The sequence below is a fragment of the Teichococcus aestuarii genome (assembly GCF_042651065.1).
GTDB lineage: Bacteria > Pseudomonadota > Alphaproteobacteria > Acetobacterales > Acetobacteraceae > Pseudoroseomonas > Pseudoroseomonas aestuarii.
The window spans coordinates 1-17,762 of sequence record NZ_JBHSCH010000080.1 but is presented as its reverse complement, the minus strand read 5'-3'; the positions used below and the strand labels follow the sequence as shown (position 1 = coordinate 17,762).

The window sequence follows — 17,762 nt, the reverse complement described above, 5'->3', positions numbered from 1 at the left end:
CCGCTTGGCCTCCGACTTTCGCCGCGGCGCCGCCGCCAGCGCCGCCGCCCAGCCTGGCGCGCAGCGGCGGCTTCAGCCTGATCGGCTCGGCGCACGCCGCCACGGTGGCGCCGCCGGCCCAGGTGCTGCGCGCGCCCTCCGCCAGCCAGCCGGCGGCGATGCCGAGCCAGGCCGGCGCCTGGGGCGTGCAGGTGGGCGCCTTCGCCAGCGCCAACCTCGCCCGCGCCGCGGCCGAGGCGGCGCGCGGCCGGCTCGGCGCTTCCGGCGCCCGCTCCCGGGTCGAGCCGGTGGCGCAGGGCGGCAACACGCTCTACCGCGCCCGCGTCATCGGCCTCTCGCGCGACAATGCGCAGTCGGCCTGCGACAAGCTGCGCAGCCAGGGCGCCTGCATCATCGTCTCGCCGGACGCGCAGGGCTGAGACCGGCCGCCTGAGACAAAAAAAGCCCGGGGACACGTCCCCGGGCTTTTTTTGTGCCGCCTCTCCGGGCCGGCCCGCCGGCCGCGCCTCTCAGGTGATGGCGGTGTGGTCCGCCTTCAGCACCTCGCCGGCCAGGTAGAGGCTGCCGCAGACCAGCACGCGCGCCGGCGGGCCGCCGGCCTCCGCCAAGGCGCGCAGCGCATCGGCCACATGCGGGCCGGGGCGGGCGCGGCCGCCGCTGGCCGCCACGATCTCCTCCACCGGCATGGCCAGGTGCTGGCCCGGCTCGGCCACGGCCCAGAGGCTCTCGGCCAGGGGCAGCAGGGGCGAGAGGAAGTCGCCCGAGGCCTTGCCCTGCTTCATGCCCACCACGAGGTGGCGCGGGCGGTCCTCCCACAGCGGCAGGTGGGCGGCCAGCGCCGCGCCGGCGCCGGCATTGTGGCCGCCATCCAGCCACAGCTCCCAGCCCTCGGGCAGCAGCGCGGCGAGGTCGCCATGCAGCCGTTGCAGCCGGGCGGGCCAGGTGGCGGTGGTGAGGCCGGCGGCGATCGCCGCCTCGGTCAGCCAGGGCGGGTTCCAGCCGCGCAGTGCGGCGATGGCGATGCCGGCATTGTCCGCCTGGTGCGGCCCCGGCAGGGCCGGGCGCGGCAGGTTCAGCGAGCCGCCGCCATCGGTGTAGCGCAGCCCGGACTCGGTCCAGCCCACCGACCAGCCCTGGTTGCGCACCGCCAGCGGCGCGCCGAGCGCGGCGGCCTCGGCCTCCAGCACCGCCAGCGCCGCGGGCGCCTGCAGGCCGGTGGCGGCGGGCACGCCGGGCTTCAGGATGCCGGCCTTCTCGCCGGCGATGCCGGCCAGCGAATCGCCCAGGAAGTCCATGTGGTCCATGGAAATGCTGGTGATGGCGCAGGCCGCCGGGCGCTCGACCACGTTGGTGGCGTCGTAGCGGCCGCCGAGGCCCACCTCCAGCACCAGCAGGTCGGCCGGCGTGCGGCTGAACAGCAGCAGCGCCACCGCCGTCGTCACCTCGAAGACAGTGATGGGCTCGCCCGCGTTCACCGCCTCCACCTCCTCCAGCGCGGCGGCCAGCGCGGCTTCCGAGACCAGCGTACCGGCCAGCCGGATGCGCTCGTGGAAGCGCACCAGGTGCGGCGAGGAATAGACATGCACGCGCTGCCCCGCCGCCTCGGCGATGGCGCGCAGGAAGGCGCAGGTGGAGCCCTTGCCGTTGGTGCCGGCCACATGCACCACCGGCGGCAGGTGGCGCTCCGGGTGGCCGAGCGCCGCCAGCAGCCGCTGGAGCCGCCCGAGGCTGAGGTCGATCAGCTTCGGGTGCAGCGCGTGCAGCCGGTCGATGATGGCTTCCGAGCGGCTCACGCGGCGGGGGCCGGCTTCGCCGGGACGGTGGCCGGGGGAGCGGAGGCCGGGGCCGGGGCAGGAGCCGGCTCCGGCGCCGCCTCGGCCTCGGCCGGCGCGGCGGCCGCGGCGGGGGCGGTCTCCAGCAGCGGCTCGCGCAGCAGGCTGATGAGGCGCGCCAGCGTCTCGCGCATCGCGCCGCGCTTCACCACCATGTCCAGGATGCCGTGCTCCAGCAGGTACTCGGCGCGCTGGAAGCCCTCGGGCAGCTTCTCGCGCACCGTCTGCTCGATGACGCGGGCGCCGGCGAAGCCGATCATGGCGCCCGGCTCGGCGATCTGGATGTCGCCCAGCATGGCGAAGGAGGCGGTGACGCCGCCCGTCGTCGGGTCGCACAGCACGACGATGAAGGGCAGCCCGGCCTCCTTCACCATCTGCGCGGCGATGACGGTGCGCGGCATCTGCATCAGGCTCAGCGCGCCCTCCTGCATGCGCGCGCCCCCCGAGGCGGTGAACACGATCAGCGGCGCGTCCTGCAGCACGGCCAGCTTGGCAGCGGTGACGATGGCCTCGCCGACGCCCGGGCTCATCGAGCCGCCCATGAAGCCGAACTCGAAGGCGGCGATGACGGCGCGGCGGCCCTCGATGGCGCCATGCGCGACCACCACCGCGTCATCCATGGCGGACTTGGCCTGCGCTTCCTTCAGCCGGTCGGCGTATTTCCGCTGGTCGCGGAAGCGCAGCGGGTCGGCGGGCGATTTCGGCAGCTCGATGCGCTGGAAGCCGGGATCGAGCGTGTATTCCGCCCGCCTCAGCGCCGGGATGCGCATGTGGTGGCCGCAATGCGTGCAGACATGCAGCGACCGCTCGAGGTCCCGGTGGAAGATCATCTGCTCGCAGGCCGGGCATTTGTGCCAGAGGTTGTCCGGCACCTCCTTGCGGCCGAGCCATGTCTGGATCTTCGGCAGCGCCCATTCGCTGATCCAGTTCATGCGGACCCTCTCTGGCTTGACGTTCTGGCGGAAGCGGGGGTGGTAGGCCCGGGCAGGCCCGGAAGGCAAGGGGTATGGGACCGGCAGGGCCGTGGGCTGTCGGGCGGCCGGCCGGCGCCCTAGGATGCCGCCTCTTCCGAACCGCCGATGGCACCCCGCATGACCACCGCCCTGCTCTGGCCGCCCCTGCTCCTGGTCGGCTCCAACATCCTCATGACCTGGGCCTGGTACGGCCATCTGAAGCAGCCCTCCTGGCCGCTCTGGCTGGCGGTGCTGGTCAGCTGGGGCATCGCCTTCTTCGAGTACTGCCTGGCGGTGCCGGCCAACCGGATCGGCTACGGCGCCTACACCGGGCAGCAGCTCAAGGTGATGCAGGAGGTGATCACGCTGATGGTGTTCGGCGTGTTCTCGGTGATGGTGCTGGGCGAGCCGCTGCGCTGGACCTACATCGCCGCCATGCTCTGCCTGGTGGCGGCGGTGGTGTTCATCTTCCTGCCCGTGGAGTGAGGCGGGGCAGGCGAGGGAGGCGCCGGCCTCCCCATCCGCCCTTCTCAGTCCGCCCTTCTCAGCCCGCGCCGCCCAGCATCGCCGGCACCAGCAGCCCGACATTGTGCCGGAACATCGCCTCGTAGCTCGGCGCCGGCCCGCCCGGCGGGGACAGCGCGTCGGCGTAGAGCCGGCCCTGCACCGTGATGCCGGCCTCGGCGGCCAGGCGCCGCAGCGTCGCCGGGTTGGCCATGTTCTCCAGGAAGACGGCGGTGATGTTCTCCGCCTTCAGGGTGCGGATCAGCCGCGCCACCTGGGCGGCGGAGGGTTCGGCATCGGTGCTGACGCCCTGCGGCGCCAGGAAGCGCACCCCGTAGGCCTCGGCGAAGTAGCCGAAGGCGTCGTGGCTGGTCACCACCCGGCGCCGTGCCTCCGGCACACGGCCGATCTCCCCCCGCACCCAGGCATCCAGCGCCGCCAGCCGCGCCTGATAGGCCTCGCCGCGGGCGCGGTGGAGATCGGCCCGCGCCGGGTCCGCCGCCGCCAGCGCGGCGGCGATGACGCCGGCATAGTGCCGGCCATGGCGCAGATCCTGCCAGGCGTGCGGGTCGGCCGCCGCCTGCCCGCCATGGCCATGGCTATGGCCATGGCTGTGCCCGTGGCCATGCCCGCCCTCCAGCCTGCGCGGGGTCAGGCCCTCCGTGGCGGTGGCCACCGGCCCGGCATAGCCGGCCGATCGGGCCAGCCGGTCCACCCAGGCATCGAAGCCGAGGCCGTTGCGCACCAGCAGCCCGGCGCCGCGCAGCGCCTGCGCGTCCGAGGGGCGGGGCTGGAAGCTGTGCGCGTCCACATCCGGCCCGGCGATGACATGCGCCGCCACCGCATCGCCGCCGATCTGCCGCACCATGTCTCCCAGGATGGAGAAGGAGGCGACGACCGGCAGGGGGGCGGCACCCTGCGCCCTGGCGGGGCGGGCGAGCCGGGGGGCGACCCAGGGCGCGGCGAGGGAGAAGGCAAGCAGGGCGCGGCGCTGCATGGGAAGACCTCTGCGCTATGTTATAAAGTTCCAATGCCGCGAAGCGGCGCGGGATGCAAGCCTCCCGCCCTTTCTCAGCCCTTCCCGAACAGCCGGCGCAGCCGTGCCCAAAGCCCTTCCGCAGGCGCGGCGCGGCCCACCTTCTGGTGCGCCACATGCGGGCGGCGGGCGGGCGGCGGCAGGGCGCTGGCCATGGTGTGCCGCCCCGCGTCGCGCGCCGCGATCAGCCGCCGCTCCAGCGCCACCACCTGCGCCACCGCCTCGGGCGTCTGGGCGGCGGCCAGCGCCTCGGCGGCGGCGGCGGCATCCCCCCACGCCTCGGAGCGGCGCAGCGCGTCGATCACCCGCACCGACTGTTCGGCATCCAGCGCCGGGCCACCGCGCCACAGCGCCACCGCCTCCTGCCGCCAGCTCGCGGCCAGCTCGGGGCGGTTCATGTCGTCGGCCACCCAGGCGGCGTGCAGCGTGGCCTCGGCGGCGGCGTGCAGCGCGCCCGTCTCCTCCAGCACATGCGCCCAGGCCAGGAAGCGGCGGGCCAGCGGCGGATGGCTGGTGTCGGCGATCAGCGCGCGGAACGGCGCCGCCGCCACCGCGTCGGCCGCCGCCGGGTGGGCGCGGCCGATATCGGGCGCGGCATAGGCGCAGTGTGGGCATTGCTGCAGCCAGCGCCCCATGGTGCCGCGCAGCGGCTCCCCCGGGCGCAGGTCCAGGTCCGGCGCCTGCTCGGGCGGCGCGGGGCGGAAGGGCGGTTGCCGGCTTTCGCCGCCGCAGATGGCGCAGCGGAGCCCGCCCGGTGCGCCGCCGGTCTTGGAGCCGGCCGAAGGTGAGCCGGCCGAGGGTGAGGAAGTCGCCATCTCCCCAAGCTAGGCACGAAGACGCCCCGCGCGAAGGGGATGACACGCGCAAACGTTACGCGGCTCCCCGCATGGTGTTGCACGGGCGCCGCCGGCGCGCCAAAGATCATCCCATGCCCCGTGGCGACCTGTTTCCCGATATCGCGCCCTACGAGACCGGCCTGCTGCCGCTCTCGGCCGGGCATGTCATGTACTGGGAGCAGGTGGGCAATCCCCGCGGCCAGCCGGTGCTGTTCCTGCATGGCGGGCCGGGGGCCGGGGCGGGGGCGGTGCACCGCCGCTTCTTCGACCCAGGCCACTGGCGCGTCGTCATCTTCGACCAGCGCGGCTCCGGCCGCTCCCGCCCGCTCGGCGAGCTGTCCGGCAACACCACGCCCAATCTGGTCGAGGATATCGAGGCGCTGCGCCGCTTCCTCGGCATCGAGCGCTGGCTGCTGTTCGGCGGCTCCTGGGGCAGCACCCTGGCGCTGGCCTATGCCCAGGCGCATCCCGACCGGGTGCTGGGCTGCGTGCTGCGCGGCGTCTTCCTCGGCCGGGCGCGGGAGGTGGAGTGGTTCCTCTACGGGCTGCGCCGCGTCTTCCCCGATGCCTGGGCGCAGTTCGCCGAGCACATCCCCGAGGCCGAGCGCGGCGACCTGCTGGGCGCCTACCTGAAGCGCCTGACCGACCCGGACCCGCAGGTGCACTTCGCCGCCGCCCGCGCCTGGAGCCAGTACGAGGGGCTGTGCAGCACCCTGATGCCCAGCCCCGAGACGGTGGCGAGCTTCGCGCAGGACCGCACGGCGCTGGGCCTGGCGCGGATCGAGGCGCATTACTTCGCGCACGACCTGTTCCTGCCGCCCGGAGGGCTGTTGGCCCACATGGACCGCATCGCCCATCTGCCGGCCGAGATCGTGCAGGGCCGCTACGACATGGTCTGCCCCGCCGAGAGCGCCTTCGATCTCGCCGCCGCCTGGCCGCGCGCGCGGCTGACCGTGGTGCCCGATGCCGGCCATTCGGCGCTGGAGCCGGGCGTGCGGGTCAGCCTGGTGGCGGCGGTCGAGCGCTTCCGCCACCACCGCTGATTCCCGCCTCATGCCCGGCGGGGCAGGGGTGGGTGCGAGGGCAGGGGCTGAGCAGGGCGCGCATGACGGCGATTCCATCCATTTCGCGCTGCAGCATGGATTGGAACGAATGGGAGATGTCCATATAACCAGCGGGGAAGGGGCGCGATTCACCGGGCGGCGGTGGATGGCTCCCGGCCTTTCCACGCCCCGCCAGACCGCGGGCCCGAACCTTCCGCCGAGGCGCTCCGGCCAGCCGGATCGTTGACGCCGTGGTAAGTGGCGCCAAATTCAGCGGATTCCGGCCAGGGAGCACGCCTGCATGATCATCGCTCCTCTCAACCCGCGGGAAGCCGCCCTGCTGGCGGGTCTGCGCGCCCTGCCGCTGGTGGCCGCCGCGCGGGAGCCGGAGTTCGACGGGCTGACGGAGGCGGCGCGGGCCGTGCTGGGGGGCACGGCCGCCGCCATCCTGCTGCTCGGCCCCAAGGGGGAGATGTATCGCAAGGCCTGGTCCGGCCCGCCGCAGCCGGCCGCCGAGGCGCTGGCCCTGGCGCTGGGCACCGCTGCCTGCGCGGGATGTGCCGTGCCGGGCGAGCCGGAGCCGGCCGATGGCCTGGCCCTGGTGCTGCGCGAGCCGGGCGGCGCGCCGCTCGGCGCGCTCTGCGTGCTGGCCGAGGCCGGCCTGCGGCCGACGCCGCAGCAGAGATCGGCCCTGGATGCGCTGGCCGATGTGGCGGCCACGCTGCTGCTGCAGCGCCGCCGGCTGATGATGGCGGAGAACCGCCTCTATCTCTACTCCGTCAGCTTCGACGGCCTGCTGGAAAGCCTGCCCGAAGGGGTGGCGGTGCTGAACGACCAGGGCGGGCTGGCCCTGGTGAACGACCGTTTCTTCGTGCTCTCCGGCCTGTCCAAGTCCCGGCTGCTCTCGCGCAGCGCGCCCGGCACCGCGGTGCTGCGCTGGCTGGGCGGGCTGGGCGCGCTGGGCGAGGAGAAATGCGCCCTCCGCCGCTGGCGCGCGGTCCGCGAGACGGGGCAGCCGCTGGGCTGGCAGGGCGAGGTCGCCAACAACACCTGGCTGGCCGTGCGCATCCTGCCCGTGGAGGGTGGGGGCCACGCCATCATCCTGCGCGACATCACCGACGAGGTGCTGGCCGAGCGGGAGGCCCGCGCGCTGCGGGCGATGAACGCCCAGCTGCGCAGCGCGGTGGAGGCGGCGAGCTGCGGCGTGCTGCTGCTGGAGGGGCCGCCGGGGTCGCCGCGCCTGCTCTGGGCCAACCCGGCCTTCACCGCCATCACCGGCTTCACCGCCGAGGAGCTGCGGCGGCGCGGGGTGCGGGCCCTGCTGCGCCCCGCCTCCCTCGCGGGCGGGCTGCGGCCGCTGGCGGAGGCGATGCGCCATGGCCGTGGCGGCGTCTCGGAGCTTGCCGCGCGCCGCAAGGACGGCTCCGCCTGCTGGCTGCGCACCCATGTGGCGCCGGTGCCGGCCGCGCCGGAGGGCGATTCCGCGCCGCGCTGGGTGGTGGTGCAGAGCGACACCACCGATTTCCACGCCCTGGTGCTGGCGCAGGAGGCCGCGCGGCGCGGCGCCGAGGAGGCGAGCCGCGCCAAGTCGGAATTCCTGGCCACGGTGAGCCACGAGGTGCGGACGCCGCTGAACGGCGTGAGCGGCATGGCGGCGCTGCTGCTCGAGACGCCGCTGACCCCGCTGCAGCGGCGCTATGCCCAGGTGGCCCAGCAATCGGCCGGGCTGCTGCTCTCGGTGGTCAACGACCTGCTGGACAGCACGCGGCTGGAGGCGGGCCGGCTGGAGCTGGAGCGTATCCCTTTCATGCTGGAGGAGGTGGTGGAGGACATGCTCGACCTCCTCTCCCCCGCCGCGCAGGAGAAGGGCATCGAGCTGGCGCTGGACCTGCCGCCGGGGCTGCACGGGCGGCGCCTGGGCGACCCGACGCGCTTCTCGCAGGTGCTGCTGAACTTGCTGGGCAATGCCGTGAAGTTCACCGCCCAGGGCTCGGTGGTGGTGTCGCTGCGCGAGGAGGAGGACCAGCGGCTCCTGCTGCGCGTCGCCGACACCGGGCCAGGGCTCGACGCCCGCAGCGTGGCGCGGATGTTCGAGCGTTTCGCGCAGGGGGACAGCTCCGTCGCCCGCCTCTATGGCGGCAGCGGCCTCGGCCTGCCGATCGCGCGGCAATTGGTGGAGCTGATGGGGGGGCAGATCGGCGTGGAGACGACGCCGGGCGCCGGCTCCACCTTCTGGTGCCGGATTCCGCTGCCGCGGGCGGAGGCGCCGCCAACCCTGCCGCGCAGCCGCCCCGGCGCCTCGCTGCTGCTGGTCGAGCCGCCGGGGCCGGGCCGCGCCCTGCTGGCCGAGCGGCTGCGGGAACTGGGCCTTGCCGTGACGGTGTGCTGCCCCGGGGCGGAATGGCCGCGCGAGGCGCGCTTCGACCGGGTGATGGCGGACCTGTCCGTGCCGGCGGCGCGGCTGCCGCGGGAGGTGCCGCGGATCCGTCTCTGCGTGGCCGGGCAACCGGGCGAGCGGGGCTGCTTCAACCTGGCCAGGCCGGTTCGGTATGGCGCCTTGCTGCGGGCGCTGGAGCCGCTTCTGGTTCTGGAGGGGGCGCAAGGGATGGCGGCCCCGCAGCCGCCGCCGCGCATGAAGCTGCTCGGGCACGTGCTGCTGGCGGAGGACAATGGCGTGAACCGCGAGATCGTGCGGCTGCACCTGCAGGCGTCCGGGCTGCGGGTGACCGAGGCGTGGGAAGGCGGGCAGGCGGTGGCCGCCGCCATGGCGGAGCGCTTCGACCTGATCCTGATGGACCTGGAGATGCCGGGCATGGATGGCCCGGAGGCGATCCGCCGCATCCGGGCCCTGGGCGGCCACAACGCCACGGTGCCGATCATGGCGCTGACGGCGCATGGGCGGGAGGCGGCGCTGGCGCTCCTCGCGTCCTGCGGCGTGGAGCATTACCTCACCAAGCCGGTGGGGGCCGGCGACCTGCTGGCCAGGATCGCGCAGCTCATGGCCCTCCCCTCCCGCTGAAGGCGGGAGGTTCCAGAATGGCCGCGCCGATGTGCGGAGGGCCCCGCGCAGGAGAGGCTGGGCGCGAAGGGCGAGCCGCCCTCTCCGGCAGGCTGCTTCCCAAGCAGGAGCCTTTGGGCTATGATCGGCCCCGGAAATGGCTTCGTCTGCGTAGCTCAGCTGGATAGAGCACAGGATTCCTTGTTTGCTTAACTGGGCGTTGCGATGGGAAACCGCGCAGCGGATCCGCTCAAAGTCGGGGAAAGCTTCGGCGCACTGGTCGCCCTGCCGATCCCGAGCCAAGCCCGGCATGATGCCGGGAAGGTGTAGAGACTGGACGGGCGGCGCCTAACGGCCTCTGGCCTATGGCGAAGGGACAGTCCAGACCACGAACGCCTCATGGGCGGCGGCGAAAGCCGAAGTGGTATGAATCCTGGGGCCGTGGGTTCGAATCCCGCCGCGGACACCATTCCTCCAAATACCTAAGCTTTTTCAATCACGTGCGGAGAACATTTGTCTAACCTGGAAAATGGTTAGACAAACCATGTTCACGCCTCATCCCCGCTGATCCGCTTCATGGCGGCAATGGCCAGCCTCTCCTGATCAGCTGCACGGGTGTACCGCTCGACCTCCGAAAGGGTCTTGTGGCCAGTGATGGCAGCGATCTGGTGCGCGCTGCACCCTGCTTCGGCGAGTCTCCGTGCCGCGGCTTTGCGCAGGCCGTGCGGGCTCAATCCGGGCGGCAGGCCGGCGGCCTGGGCTGCCTCCACGAACCAGTTGTAGAAGGCAGTGGTCGAGGCGAAGGGTGCACCCAGGCGCGTCACCAGGAAGGTCAGGTGGTCGCCCTGCGTCTGCTCCAGCACTTCCCGCAGCTGAGCGTGCAGAGGGATCAGGAGTTCAGCCCCGGTCTTCTGCTGCTTGACGAAGATGGCCGTTCTGCCGCGCAGATGCTGGCGCCCCATCCGCACCACGTCGCTGCGACGCTGGCCGGTGTAGAGCAGGAGGGCCAGCGCGAGGCGGGCGCGGGTGCCGATCGGCCAATGCGCCTCGAAGGTAGCGATATGGGCCTCGGTCCATGTGGCCGCCCCCTGGCCACGCTCCTTGAGCCGGCGGACTCCGAAGGTCGGATCATCCGGCCGCCACTCCGCGTCGATGGCATGGCGCATCAGCATCCGTAGCATTCGCAGAATGTGATTGGCCGCGGCCGGGGTGTTGACCTTGGCCGCCAGCAGCTTGCGGACGGCCTGGGGGGTCAGGTCCTCCACCAGGCGGTGGCCGTGCTCGGCGCGGATGCGTTCCAGGTTCCGGCGATAGACGGCCTGGGTGGTGCTGGCGAGCTGGCGGAACGCGGCCGAGCCATACCATTCCAGCGCCAGGGCATCGAGCGACCCCGGCATGGTCCTGCCGGAACCGATCGGCGGGAGCTTAGGGGCATCAGAGAGGGCGGCGTTATAGGCCGACATGAATTCGGGACTGCCCGGCTTCCCGGGGAGGCGCACGAGCTTGTAGCCGGGCCTGCGGAAATAGTGACGCAGCTCCCCGTGCCGATCCTTATAGCGCTGGATGTAGCGGAGCCGGATGGCGGTCACAGATCGTCCCACGTGTTGCGTGACGCCTTGCGGGACTGGCCCGACGCCGCCCTGAGCCCGGAGGCCACATCGGCCGCAGCGTCCAATGCCATCCGGTCCCAGGTCAAGCGCCGCCCCTTGAGGCCGCGAGTGAGGGGGCGTGGCCAGAGACCGCGGCTGACCTCCTGATCGAACGTGTTGATGCTCACCCCGACATAGGCCGCAGCCTCCTCGCGGCTAAGGAAGCGTGGCACCAGCCAAGTAGGCAAGGTGTCAGGCATGGCGCGCCGCCTCCCGGTTCTGTTCATCATGCCTCTTGTCTGATGAGGCGTTCGGATCGGCATTGGCCAGCTCCAACAGCACCTCGGCGTGGCAGGGGCTAGCCGGATGGCACCAGCAGGCCAAGTTGCGGCCGCGCAGAGATGGAAGAGCCCGCAGCACCACTTCTCGATCGCCCGTGAAGGCCGGATAGCGGTCGCTAAAGTCATCTCCGGCCAGCCATGCCCGGTAGCTCTCGACGGCGGCCGCCTGGGCGTGCTGCTGCGACGTAGGCCGTCCCTCATCTCGGTCGGCCGCGAGGATGTCGCTGACCCGCCATGGGTTCCCGAAGACGCTGGGCCGGCAGACTCGCACAGTGTTCGGGGGCATGCGCCACCCCTTGGTTCGGCGGAGCTGGACGCGGTGGGGGAGGGGGCCGTCTGCCGAGACGCTCGGTTGGTCAGTCATGGTCTGCCTCATTACCAACCGTGTGAACCTCCAGTACGCCGGCATCATGCGCCGCTTCCAGCGCCCAGAGGATGGGAGCGAAAAGGAGCTGTGGCGCCACGCCGGCATTTCGCCAGGCATCCTCGGCAGCCTTCTTCGCTAGCTCGTGCAGAATGGCCCTTGGTTTTTCGATCATGGCATGCACCCCGCTATGTGTTTCGCCGTTGGGGTTGTGGGTAGGGAGTGCATCTTCCCTCCACCAACAGGGGTAAAGTCCGAGGAAAGGTTCAAGGCATTGATTGAAATAGAAAATAATACCTTCGCCGCAGCCTGCTATGACAAGAAGACCATTGCTGAGCTGGAAGCCGCCAAGCTTGGTGAGCCTGATGAAGACGAGATGGAGAAATGGGGGCTGACTGCCGAAGAGTGGCTCACAGGGATTGAGCTGGCTCTGGCGGCTAAGTGCGAAGATACTGCGAGCGATTTCTGATAGTTTCCGGAGACCGCTCGGTTGGTCAGCCACGTGCTGACTCCCGGTCCAGCCGTTCCAACTCGGCCACGAGCAGCACCGCGGCGCGCCTGGTCACGGGCCTCCATTTCGGTGAACCACCCAGCCAGCACCGCCGCGGCTACAAGCAGCAGAAGGCTTAGGGTGATGAGGAGCACTGTCCGCACGGCTACATCCCGAGAGCGTGGCGGTACAGGTCCACCAGATTCTCAAGCTGCTCCACCTCCTCGGTGGTCTGCTTGCGGATGCGCAGGAGCTGCTTGATGGCCTTCACGTCGAAGCCGGCGCCCTTGGCCTCGGCGAACACCTGCGAGATGTCGTCGCCGCGTGCCTTGCGCTCCTCCTCCAACTTCTCGATCCGCTCGATGATGGAGCGGAGGCGGTCGGCAGCAATTCCGCCGGGCACGGTGTCTTCCACGTCGTCCTGGCGCAGGTCGCTGATGATCTCAGCCATTCCGGGCTTCCTTCATGATCTTGCTCTTGGCGACGCCAAGCTGTTGCGCGAGCTGCGAGACGCGACCGCGATCCAAGTCGAGCTCCCGGGCAACATCCACCACCGGCAGGCCCGCCAGCAGCAGGGAGCGCGCCTCGGTCCAGGCGGTGCGTTCAGAGACGGGCACGCTGGCCTGTTCGGGGGCTGGAGCGTGACGAGCAGCAGGCGCTGCAGCGGCGGTTTCTTCAGCCGGCTCGACAGCAAGCCGGGCCGCCTCATCGGCCTTGCGGCGGGCCCAGAAGGCGCGCATGGCGATGCCATGCTCGACGCGGCGTTCAGGTGTCCAACTGCTCTGCCGGCGGTTCACAGCGGCAGCCTCCATACCAGCAGTGCCAGCACCAGGATGATCCCGCACAGCGCGGCGATGATTCCGCGCTCCAGGTCGCGAAGAGCGGCTTCCTGCTCGGCCAGGGCGCTCACTGGACCACCACCCGCGCCTTGGGCGGCACAGGCGGGATGGCGAGGCTGAGGGCGTACTCCAGCCTCTCGGCCTGCACCGCCTCCTGCAGGATGCGCCCGCAGCGGGCGCTGGCGTAGATTACGGGCAGGTCGTCTGCCTCCAGCGACAGCAGCGCAGCGGCAATACGCGCGCCGCACAGACGCAGGGGCTGCGCATCGTCGCCGGGCAGTGCCAGCAAGCGCCGCGCGGCGGAGACGACGGGCTTGGTTGGCAGCACGTCGCCGCGGTTAGCCGCGACAAGCAGGGCGCGCGCTGAGCGCGCCAGGCCAGCGGTGATCATCACAGCTCGTCCTCATGGATCGGCTCGTCCACGCGGATGTGGATCGTCTCTTCGATCCGCATCACGCGCAGGACGGTGTTGGGGTGGGCGGGGGCAGCCTGCAGGGCGAGGCTGCGCGCCTCGGCGGCGGTGTCGGCCTCGGCGATCGGCGCTAGGCCGCCAGCGAGAAAGACGCCCCAGCGGGCAGGGCGGCCGGCGGACATCGTGACGATGATCTCGGCGCCCCGCTGCCGCGCCGCCTGCAGGCGTGGGTCCTCCAGCAGGTCATCGGTCGAGGGCGGCACAAGCTGTGGTGAGCCTTCGTCGCGCTCGGCCTGCAGGCGCAGCGCCGCGGTCAGCACGGTGCGCAGCAGCGGATTGAGCGTCAGGCCGGCAATGCGGCGGATCGCGCCGCGCGGGTCGGTGCAGTGGATTTTGCCGACCGGGAAAATGCGGAGGAAGGGCCGGCCGTGTTCGTCATGGAGCACCAGCTCCATAGGGCGGGGGTCGTTGTTCAGGTGGGCCCCATCCACCTGCGGCTGCACTTTACGGGGGTCAGGCTGCTGCGAGTTCGCGGCAGGTGGGATGTGCATGGGGTTCTCGCTTACCCTCGGTGGGCATGCGCTCAGTATTGCTAAGCAGATTAAGAGGCGCAAGAGGAAAGTTTAGATACGCTAAGCAGACGGCGATGAGGTGGCCTTAGCAACAGCTAAAAAAACCCGCCCCTCTCAGGGCGGGCTAGGTGTGTCTCCGTGGATCAACCGCCTCCGCTACGGAGTGGCCTGGTGGGTCAACCGGGGCAGGGAAGGGTCGTTCCAGGCATCGGGCACGAAAAAGGCCGCCGGTGGGCGGACTGGGACCTTAAACCGTCGTCGGATGGTTAATCTCTAGCATCGCTGATGAAGAGACGATCAAGCACGCCCTGCCTCAAGGTTGGCTTCGCTCTGACAACTAAAGGGCGCTGAGAGGCCATTGCTGACACATAAGCGTTCATCGGTATATGTACAGCCGGATCAGTAATTTGTCCTTTGAGCCGAGCCACCCCACTTTTTATGTCGGTGTACCTACAGGACCCGGTAGTCATATCAAGCTCAGTTAGTAAAATAGTATACGAAGACTCCGAGCCTACTTCTTGAGGTGTCTCGGCACGGATGGCTTCTGCCTCCGGAATGCCCACCTCCATCTTTGCAGCCCCAACTGCGATGCTGATTTGTCCCGCTGAGCCGCCAACTGGAGCCACAGCATCTCTGGCGGCAGGACGGAGTGAATCAGCCAGCCTGTCGATAGTCGCAAGCATGCGCTCGACGATGCGGTCATCTCGATTTCCAGCCTGCCTAATTGCCTCTTCTGCGATCGCTCGCAGGTGCTTCATCTCTTCCTTCTTGCCGCTATTGCGGACAAAAATGTAACTGATAATAGTGCCGGCAACGCTTGGTATCGCAGTCCCAAGAACGCCGGTTAAAAGTGGGCTTGCTTCAACAAGCTGCACTATTGCCGTGAAAGAGTAGCACCCCGCTCGGGCCTCTTCCACGAGAACGCGCACGTCCATGGCGTCTCTATGGTGAGCGGCCTCATGAGTAGAGGCAAAGTGGCTGGCGGCCGAAATTATGCGGCTCAAGCCCTTCAGAGAACGAGAAAGCTCATCCATATCAATGAGATGGCGATCCGTATCTCTGCCATCGAAGCGCACTTCGACAGGAAATGTTAAGGCGCGCTCGCTCTCGTCACTCACCGCAGATCCCTCCAATGCAGCGCCCGAGCCCACTCAACCGCCAAGCTCACGGAAAAGAATCCTTGCCTGGCCGTTCTCGTTTAGTTCATGTTTGAGGGGGCAACGATAGGGAGGTTGGCGTAATGGCTGGCGGGTCGGGACATCTATGCGCTTTCCCGAGACGGCTCCGGGTTTTCACCATCACCTACTCCAAGGCCAGCGTTGCGCAGCATCCGCAGGACGAATTGGCGTTCCGAGAGGCCCAAGCGCCGCCAAAGCGTGAGGAGGGCCAGCTCGTCAGGATCTTCCACAATCTGGCCGGCGTAGGGAGAGCCTGGCGCCAGGAAGGTCTGCACCGAAATGCCGAAGACGGCGCATATATCAATCAGCCGCGCCAGCGTCGGACGGGTAGAGCCTAGCTCCCACTGAGCCACAGCTCCCGGCGAGACGTTGAGGGCTTTGGCAAAAGCCCTCTGCGTCCAGCCCTTCTTGGTCCGCTCCAAGCGGATCAGATCGCTGATTTCCATATGCTTAGTTTTGCGTGGGATTAGCTTACTAGCACTTAGCAAACCACTTGCGGCGATGCGCTCAGTAATGCTAAGCATATTGTATGGATGGCATGTCGTTACTCCGCGCTGAGCGCGGCCTCATGGCGAAGGTGGCGCGGGATCTTGGGATCACGCGAGCCGCCGTCGCGACGTGGAAGCGGGTGCCGGATAACCGCTTGGCGCAGGTGGCCGAGGCAACCGGCATTCCAGCCCACTGCCTGCGCCCCGATCTTGCTTGCGCCTTCGAGGCCAAAGTGCCCGAGACGCAGAGCGCCGCATGACTGCGCCCGTAGTTTCCTCCAGGCGCGGCCGCCTGCTGGGGGAGGAAGACAGCGCTCTCCCCCGGCTCCTCCCGTCCCTTAATGGCTACTCTGCTCGCAATGCCGCGGAGATCAGCATCTCCTCGATCTCGTACGCTACTGCCTCGGTGGCCTGTCCCACTTCTGGTCCTAACGTTGCCACAAATTGCTCCGTGGGGAAGCTCCGCAACTGTGACAGCAAAGCCGCTCGGTCCTCGGGGGGCGCGCGCTTGAAAAGCTCCGTGGCAACAATGCGCAGCAGAGCTCTCTCGGCTGCGATTCTGTTCCCGGCTGCTTCCGAATTGGTTGGCATGCCAGCCTCCGATATACGCGCGGTTTGGCCCAGCCTGCACCCGGAGATGCCTCGCCTCAACCAGATCCGTTGCCACGTCAAAAATGAAGGGCCGGCGTCCCCACGCCGGCCCTTCCAAAGTCCCCGATCTGTTTCCGGGCCAATCAGTCCTCATGAGCTGAACCATAGCCATGAGGTGTTGCGAGGTGTCGCAGAAGGTTTGCGAGGGCAAGCAAATGTCTGACGAAGGGTCGGTCGAGAGCATGCAGTGCCTCGTCCGGGAAATCGCGGATGCCGAGCCGGCCGGTAACGCCAAGGGGGCCATCGCCCACGCGGCGCGAGCCATCGGGATCGGGTTCCGCCGAGCCTTCGGATTTTACTACGGCACCGCCCGGTCGGTGAGTGCCTCGGAATGGATCGCTGCGGACAAGGCAGCGATGGCGGCCCGGCGCAGTCGCGCCGCGCGGCTGCGCGCCGAGCTAGCAGCGCTGGAAGAAATCCTGGGAGAGCGGCATGGGGATTTTGTACCGCCTCAGCGCGAAGGCGCTGGGCTGGATGGGCGATCGTCTCTGGGATGCGGCTGAATGGTGCTCCTTACGGGCGCAGCGGCTGGCCAGGCGGCACAGCGCGGGGAGTGAGCGCTGCCATGAGCGCCAGTGACGCAAGGCACGCCGCGCCCGGCGAGCGCCTGGAGGCATTGGTGCGCTGGCTTGCCGCCGATCTCGGCGCAACGCCGGGGCCATGCCCCAGCAATGCCGTCATTGCGGAGCGGGTTGGTCTCGCTTCTTACGATCAGGCCACCAATCTGCTGACCCGTGCGCAGAATGCCGGCCTGATCGCGTTCGAAACAGCGCGGCAGCACCAGCAGCGCGTGGTCCGGGTGCTGCCGGCGGGTCTCGACATGGTGACGCGCCGCATAGCGCCGCCTTCTCCGCCCGCTCCGCGCTTTGCGGATTGGCTCGCCACGGCCAGGCCGGGTGACCGCTACACCTATTTCATCGGCCACCTGGCCGAGACGCGCGGTGTCGTGCCCGATCGGCGCACACCGGAACAATGTGCGGCACTGATTGAGGCTAAGGCGGTGGCCGAGGCTGGCATGCGCGAGCTGGTGCGGCTGGTCAGCCGGCGGCGGCCAGAGGGCGATTTCGAGTATCTCGCCATCCGCTGCTGGCGGGACACCTGACAATGTCTGCGGCCCTCCCGCCCGTGCCTCCGCACCTCTATGCGGCAGTGATGGCGCGCCTGCAGGGCGCAACGCTGGGCGAATCCCTGAGCGTGCTGGCGCGCTGCGTCGCGCTGGTCAGCAGCCACACAACAGATCCCGAGGCCGCGCTGCGGCTGATGACAGACAAGGCCACCGCCGAGCTGCACGCGCAACAGCGCGCTCGCGCCGCGTTCGCCGTCCGCCTGGAGAACCCGTATGGCCACCCATAACGTCCTCCACTTCCCGCCGCCGGACGCCGCGGCGCCGAGCCTGCGCGTGCCGCCGCACAACACTGCGGCGGAGCAGGCGGTACTCGGCGCGCTTCTGGCGAACAACCGCATCTATGAGCGGGTGCAGGAGTTCCTGCGGTCCGAGCATTTCGCGCACACCGCACACGGCCACATCTTCACGGCGATTCAGCGGCGCATCGATGCCGGGCAGGTCGCGGATGCCGTGACGCTGCGCGGCGACTTCGAGGGGTCGGAGCTGCTGACGTCGGTGGGCGGTGTCGCC

General features: G+C 69.8%; 23 protein-coding genes. 9 read left to right on the top strand and 14 right to left on the bottom strand.

Annotated features, from left to right (window positions below):
• On the top strand, nucleotides 1–419 hold a 419-nt coding region (locus tag ACFOY6_RS21100; protein WP_379652166.1), incomplete at its 5' end, for an SPOR domain-containing protein.
• A 90-nt stretch (nucleotides 420–509) separates the two neighbouring features.
• Here ACFOY6_RS21100 and ACFOY6_RS21095 read toward each other — a convergent pair.
• Nucleotides 510–1,793 carry a bifunctional folylpolyglutamate synthase/dihydrofolate synthase gene (locus tag ACFOY6_RS21095; protein WP_379652165.1) on the bottom strand — a complete coding sequence of 428 codons (1,284 nt, stop codon included), beginning with the start codon at nucleotides 1,791–1,793 and terminating at the stop codon, nucleotides 510–512.
• Nucleotides 1,790–2,764, bottom strand: coding sequence for an acetyl-CoA carboxylase, carboxyltransferase subunit beta (gene accD, locus ACFOY6_RS21090; RefSeq protein ID WP_379652164.1), 975 nt, complete (start codon nucleotides 2,762–2,764; stop codon nucleotides 1,790–1,792). Before accD ends, ACFOY6_RS21095 begins: the two co-directional genes overlap by 4 nt.
• Nucleotides 2,765–2,923: 159 nt before the next feature.
• Here accD and ACFOY6_RS21085 point away from each other — a divergent pair, with 159 nt between their 5' ends.
• Complete coding sequence (locus ACFOY6_RS21085) at nucleotides 2,924–3,271, top strand: DMT family protein (RefSeq protein WP_109518870.1); 348 nt, start codon at nucleotides 2,924–2,926, stop codon at nucleotides 3,269–3,271.
• Between the two features lie 58 nt (nucleotides 3,272–3,329).
• On the opposite strand, the gene ACFOY6_RS21080 is transcribed toward ACFOY6_RS21085, so the two are convergent.
• Together ACFOY6_RS21080 and ACFOY6_RS21075 are read right to left on the bottom strand one after the other, a co-directional pair.
• A complete protein-coding gene (locus ACFOY6_RS21080) occupies nucleotides 3,330–4,286 on the bottom strand; it encodes a metal ABC transporter solute-binding protein, Zn/Mn family (protein ID WP_379652163.1) in 957 nt (318 codons plus the stop codon).
• Between the two features lie 74 nt (nucleotides 4,287–4,360).
• Nucleotides 4,361–5,140: a hypothetical protein gene (locus ACFOY6_RS21075; protein WP_109518872.1), complete on the bottom strand. Its 780-nt coding sequence runs from the start codon at nucleotides 5,138–5,140 to the stop codon at nucleotides 4,361–4,363.
• 113 nt (nucleotides 5,141–5,253) lie between these two features.
• Between ACFOY6_RS21075 and pip the strand changes: the two genes are divergently transcribed.
• Together pip and ACFOY6_RS21065 are read left to right on the top strand one after the other, a co-directional pair.
• Complete coding sequence (gene pip, locus ACFOY6_RS21070) at nucleotides 5,254–6,204, top strand: prolyl aminopeptidase (RefSeq protein ID WP_109518873.1); 951 nt, start codon at nucleotides 5,254–5,256, stop codon at nucleotides 6,202–6,204.
• A 301-nt stretch (nucleotides 6,205–6,505) separates the two neighbouring features.
• Nucleotides 6,506–9,223: an ATP-binding protein gene (locus ACFOY6_RS21065; RefSeq protein ID WP_379652162.1), complete on the top strand. Its 2,718-nt coding sequence runs from the start codon at nucleotides 6,506–6,508 to the stop codon at nucleotides 9,221–9,223.
• A gap of 527 nt (nucleotides 9,224–9,750) precedes the next feature.
• Here the strand turns inward: ACFOY6_RS21065 and ACFOY6_RS21060 are convergent.
• The 10 genes from ACFOY6_RS21060 to ACFOY6_RS21015 all read right to left on the bottom strand — a co-directional run bounded on the left by ACFOY6_RS21060 (nucleotide 9,751) and on the right by ACFOY6_RS21015 (nucleotide 15,433).
• A complete protein-coding gene (locus tag ACFOY6_RS21060) occupies nucleotides 9,751–10,791 on the bottom strand; it encodes a tyrosine-type recombinase/integrase (protein ID WP_379652161.1) in 1,041 nt (346 codons plus the stop codon).
• On the bottom strand, nucleotides 10,788–11,051 hold the full coding sequence (locus tag ACFOY6_RS21055) for a helix-turn-helix transcriptional regulator (protein ID WP_379632385.1): 264 nt from the start codon (nucleotides 11,049–11,051) through the stop codon (nucleotides 10,788–10,790). Before ACFOY6_RS21055 ends, ACFOY6_RS21060 begins: the two co-directional genes overlap by 4 nt.
• The gene (locus ACFOY6_RS21050) at nucleotides 11,044–11,496 is read right to left on the bottom strand and encodes a DUF4326 domain-containing protein (protein ID WP_379652160.1); all 453 of its coding nucleotides are present in this window, start codon (nucleotides 11,494–11,496) and stop codon (nucleotides 11,044–11,046) included. Before ACFOY6_RS21050 ends, ACFOY6_RS21055 begins: the two co-directional genes overlap by 8 nt.
• Nucleotides 11,489–11,998, bottom strand: coding sequence for a hypothetical protein (locus tag ACFOY6_RS21045; RefSeq protein ID WP_379652159.1), 510 nt, complete (start codon nucleotides 11,996–11,998; stop codon nucleotides 11,489–11,491). The genes ACFOY6_RS21050 and ACFOY6_RS21045 overlap by 8 nt, the downstream gene beginning before the upstream one ends.
• Before the next feature lie 154 nt (nucleotides 11,999–12,152).
• A complete protein-coding gene (locus ACFOY6_RS21040; RefSeq protein WP_379632390.1) occupies nucleotides 12,153–12,437 on the bottom strand; it encodes a DUF2312 domain-containing protein in 285 nt (94 codons plus the stop codon).
• Entirely contained in the window at nucleotides 12,430–12,783 is a 354-nt protein-coding gene (locus tag ACFOY6_RS21035; protein WP_379652158.1) for a hypothetical protein, read from the bottom strand. Before ACFOY6_RS21035 ends, ACFOY6_RS21040 begins: the two co-directional genes overlap by 8 nt.
• A gap of 109 nt (nucleotides 12,784–12,892) precedes the next feature.
• Complete coding sequence (locus ACFOY6_RS21030; protein ID WP_379632394.1) at nucleotides 12,893–13,216, bottom strand: hypothetical protein; 324 nt, start codon at nucleotides 13,214–13,216, stop codon at nucleotides 12,893–12,895.
• A complete protein-coding gene (locus ACFOY6_RS21025; RefSeq protein WP_379652157.1) occupies nucleotides 13,216–13,683 on the bottom strand; it encodes a hypothetical protein in 468 nt (155 codons plus the stop codon). Before ACFOY6_RS21025 ends, ACFOY6_RS21030 begins: the two co-directional genes overlap by 1 nt.
• Nucleotides 13,684–14,075: 392 nt before the next feature.
• Nucleotides 14,076–14,927, bottom strand: a complete 852-nt coding sequence (locus ACFOY6_RS21020) for a DUF7946 domain-containing protein (protein WP_379632398.1) — start codon at nucleotides 14,925–14,927, stop codon at nucleotides 14,076–14,078.
• Between the two features lie 143 nt (nucleotides 14,928–15,070).
• On the bottom strand, nucleotides 15,071–15,433 hold the full coding sequence (locus tag ACFOY6_RS21015) for a helix-turn-helix domain-containing protein (protein ID WP_379632400.1): 363 nt from the start codon (nucleotides 15,431–15,433) through the stop codon (nucleotides 15,071–15,073).
• 122 nt (nucleotides 15,434–15,555) lie between these two features.
• Between ACFOY6_RS21015 and ACFOY6_RS21010 the strand changes: the two genes are divergently transcribed.
• The 5 genes from ACFOY6_RS21010 to ACFOY6_RS20990 form a co-directional block, all read left to right on the top strand.
• Nucleotides 15,556–15,735, top strand: a complete 180-nt coding sequence (locus tag ACFOY6_RS21010) for a hypothetical protein (RefSeq protein ID WP_379632402.1) — start codon at nucleotides 15,556–15,558, stop codon at nucleotides 15,733–15,735.
• A gap of 516 nt (nucleotides 15,736–16,251) precedes the next feature.
• Nucleotides 16,252–16,629, top strand: a complete 378-nt coding sequence (locus ACFOY6_RS21005; protein ID WP_379632404.1) for a hypothetical protein — start codon at nucleotides 16,252–16,254, stop codon at nucleotides 16,627–16,629.
• A gap of 62 nt (nucleotides 16,630–16,691) precedes the next feature.
• Complete coding sequence (locus ACFOY6_RS21000) at nucleotides 16,692–17,228, top strand: hypothetical protein (RefSeq protein WP_379632405.1); 537 nt, start codon at nucleotides 16,692–16,694, stop codon at nucleotides 17,226–17,228.
• Nucleotides 17,229–17,278: 50 nt separating this feature from the next.
• Nucleotides 17,279–17,479 (top strand): hypothetical protein, encoded by a 201-nt coding sequence (locus ACFOY6_RS20995; RefSeq protein ID WP_379632407.1) that lies wholly within the window; start codon nucleotides 17,279–17,281, stop codon nucleotides 17,477–17,479.
• Nucleotides 17,466–17,762: DnaB-like helicase N-terminal domain-containing protein (locus ACFOY6_RS20990; RefSeq protein ID WP_379652156.1), on the top strand; the 297-nt coding region annotated here is incomplete at its 3' end. The genes ACFOY6_RS20995 and ACFOY6_RS20990, both read left to right, overlap by 14 nt.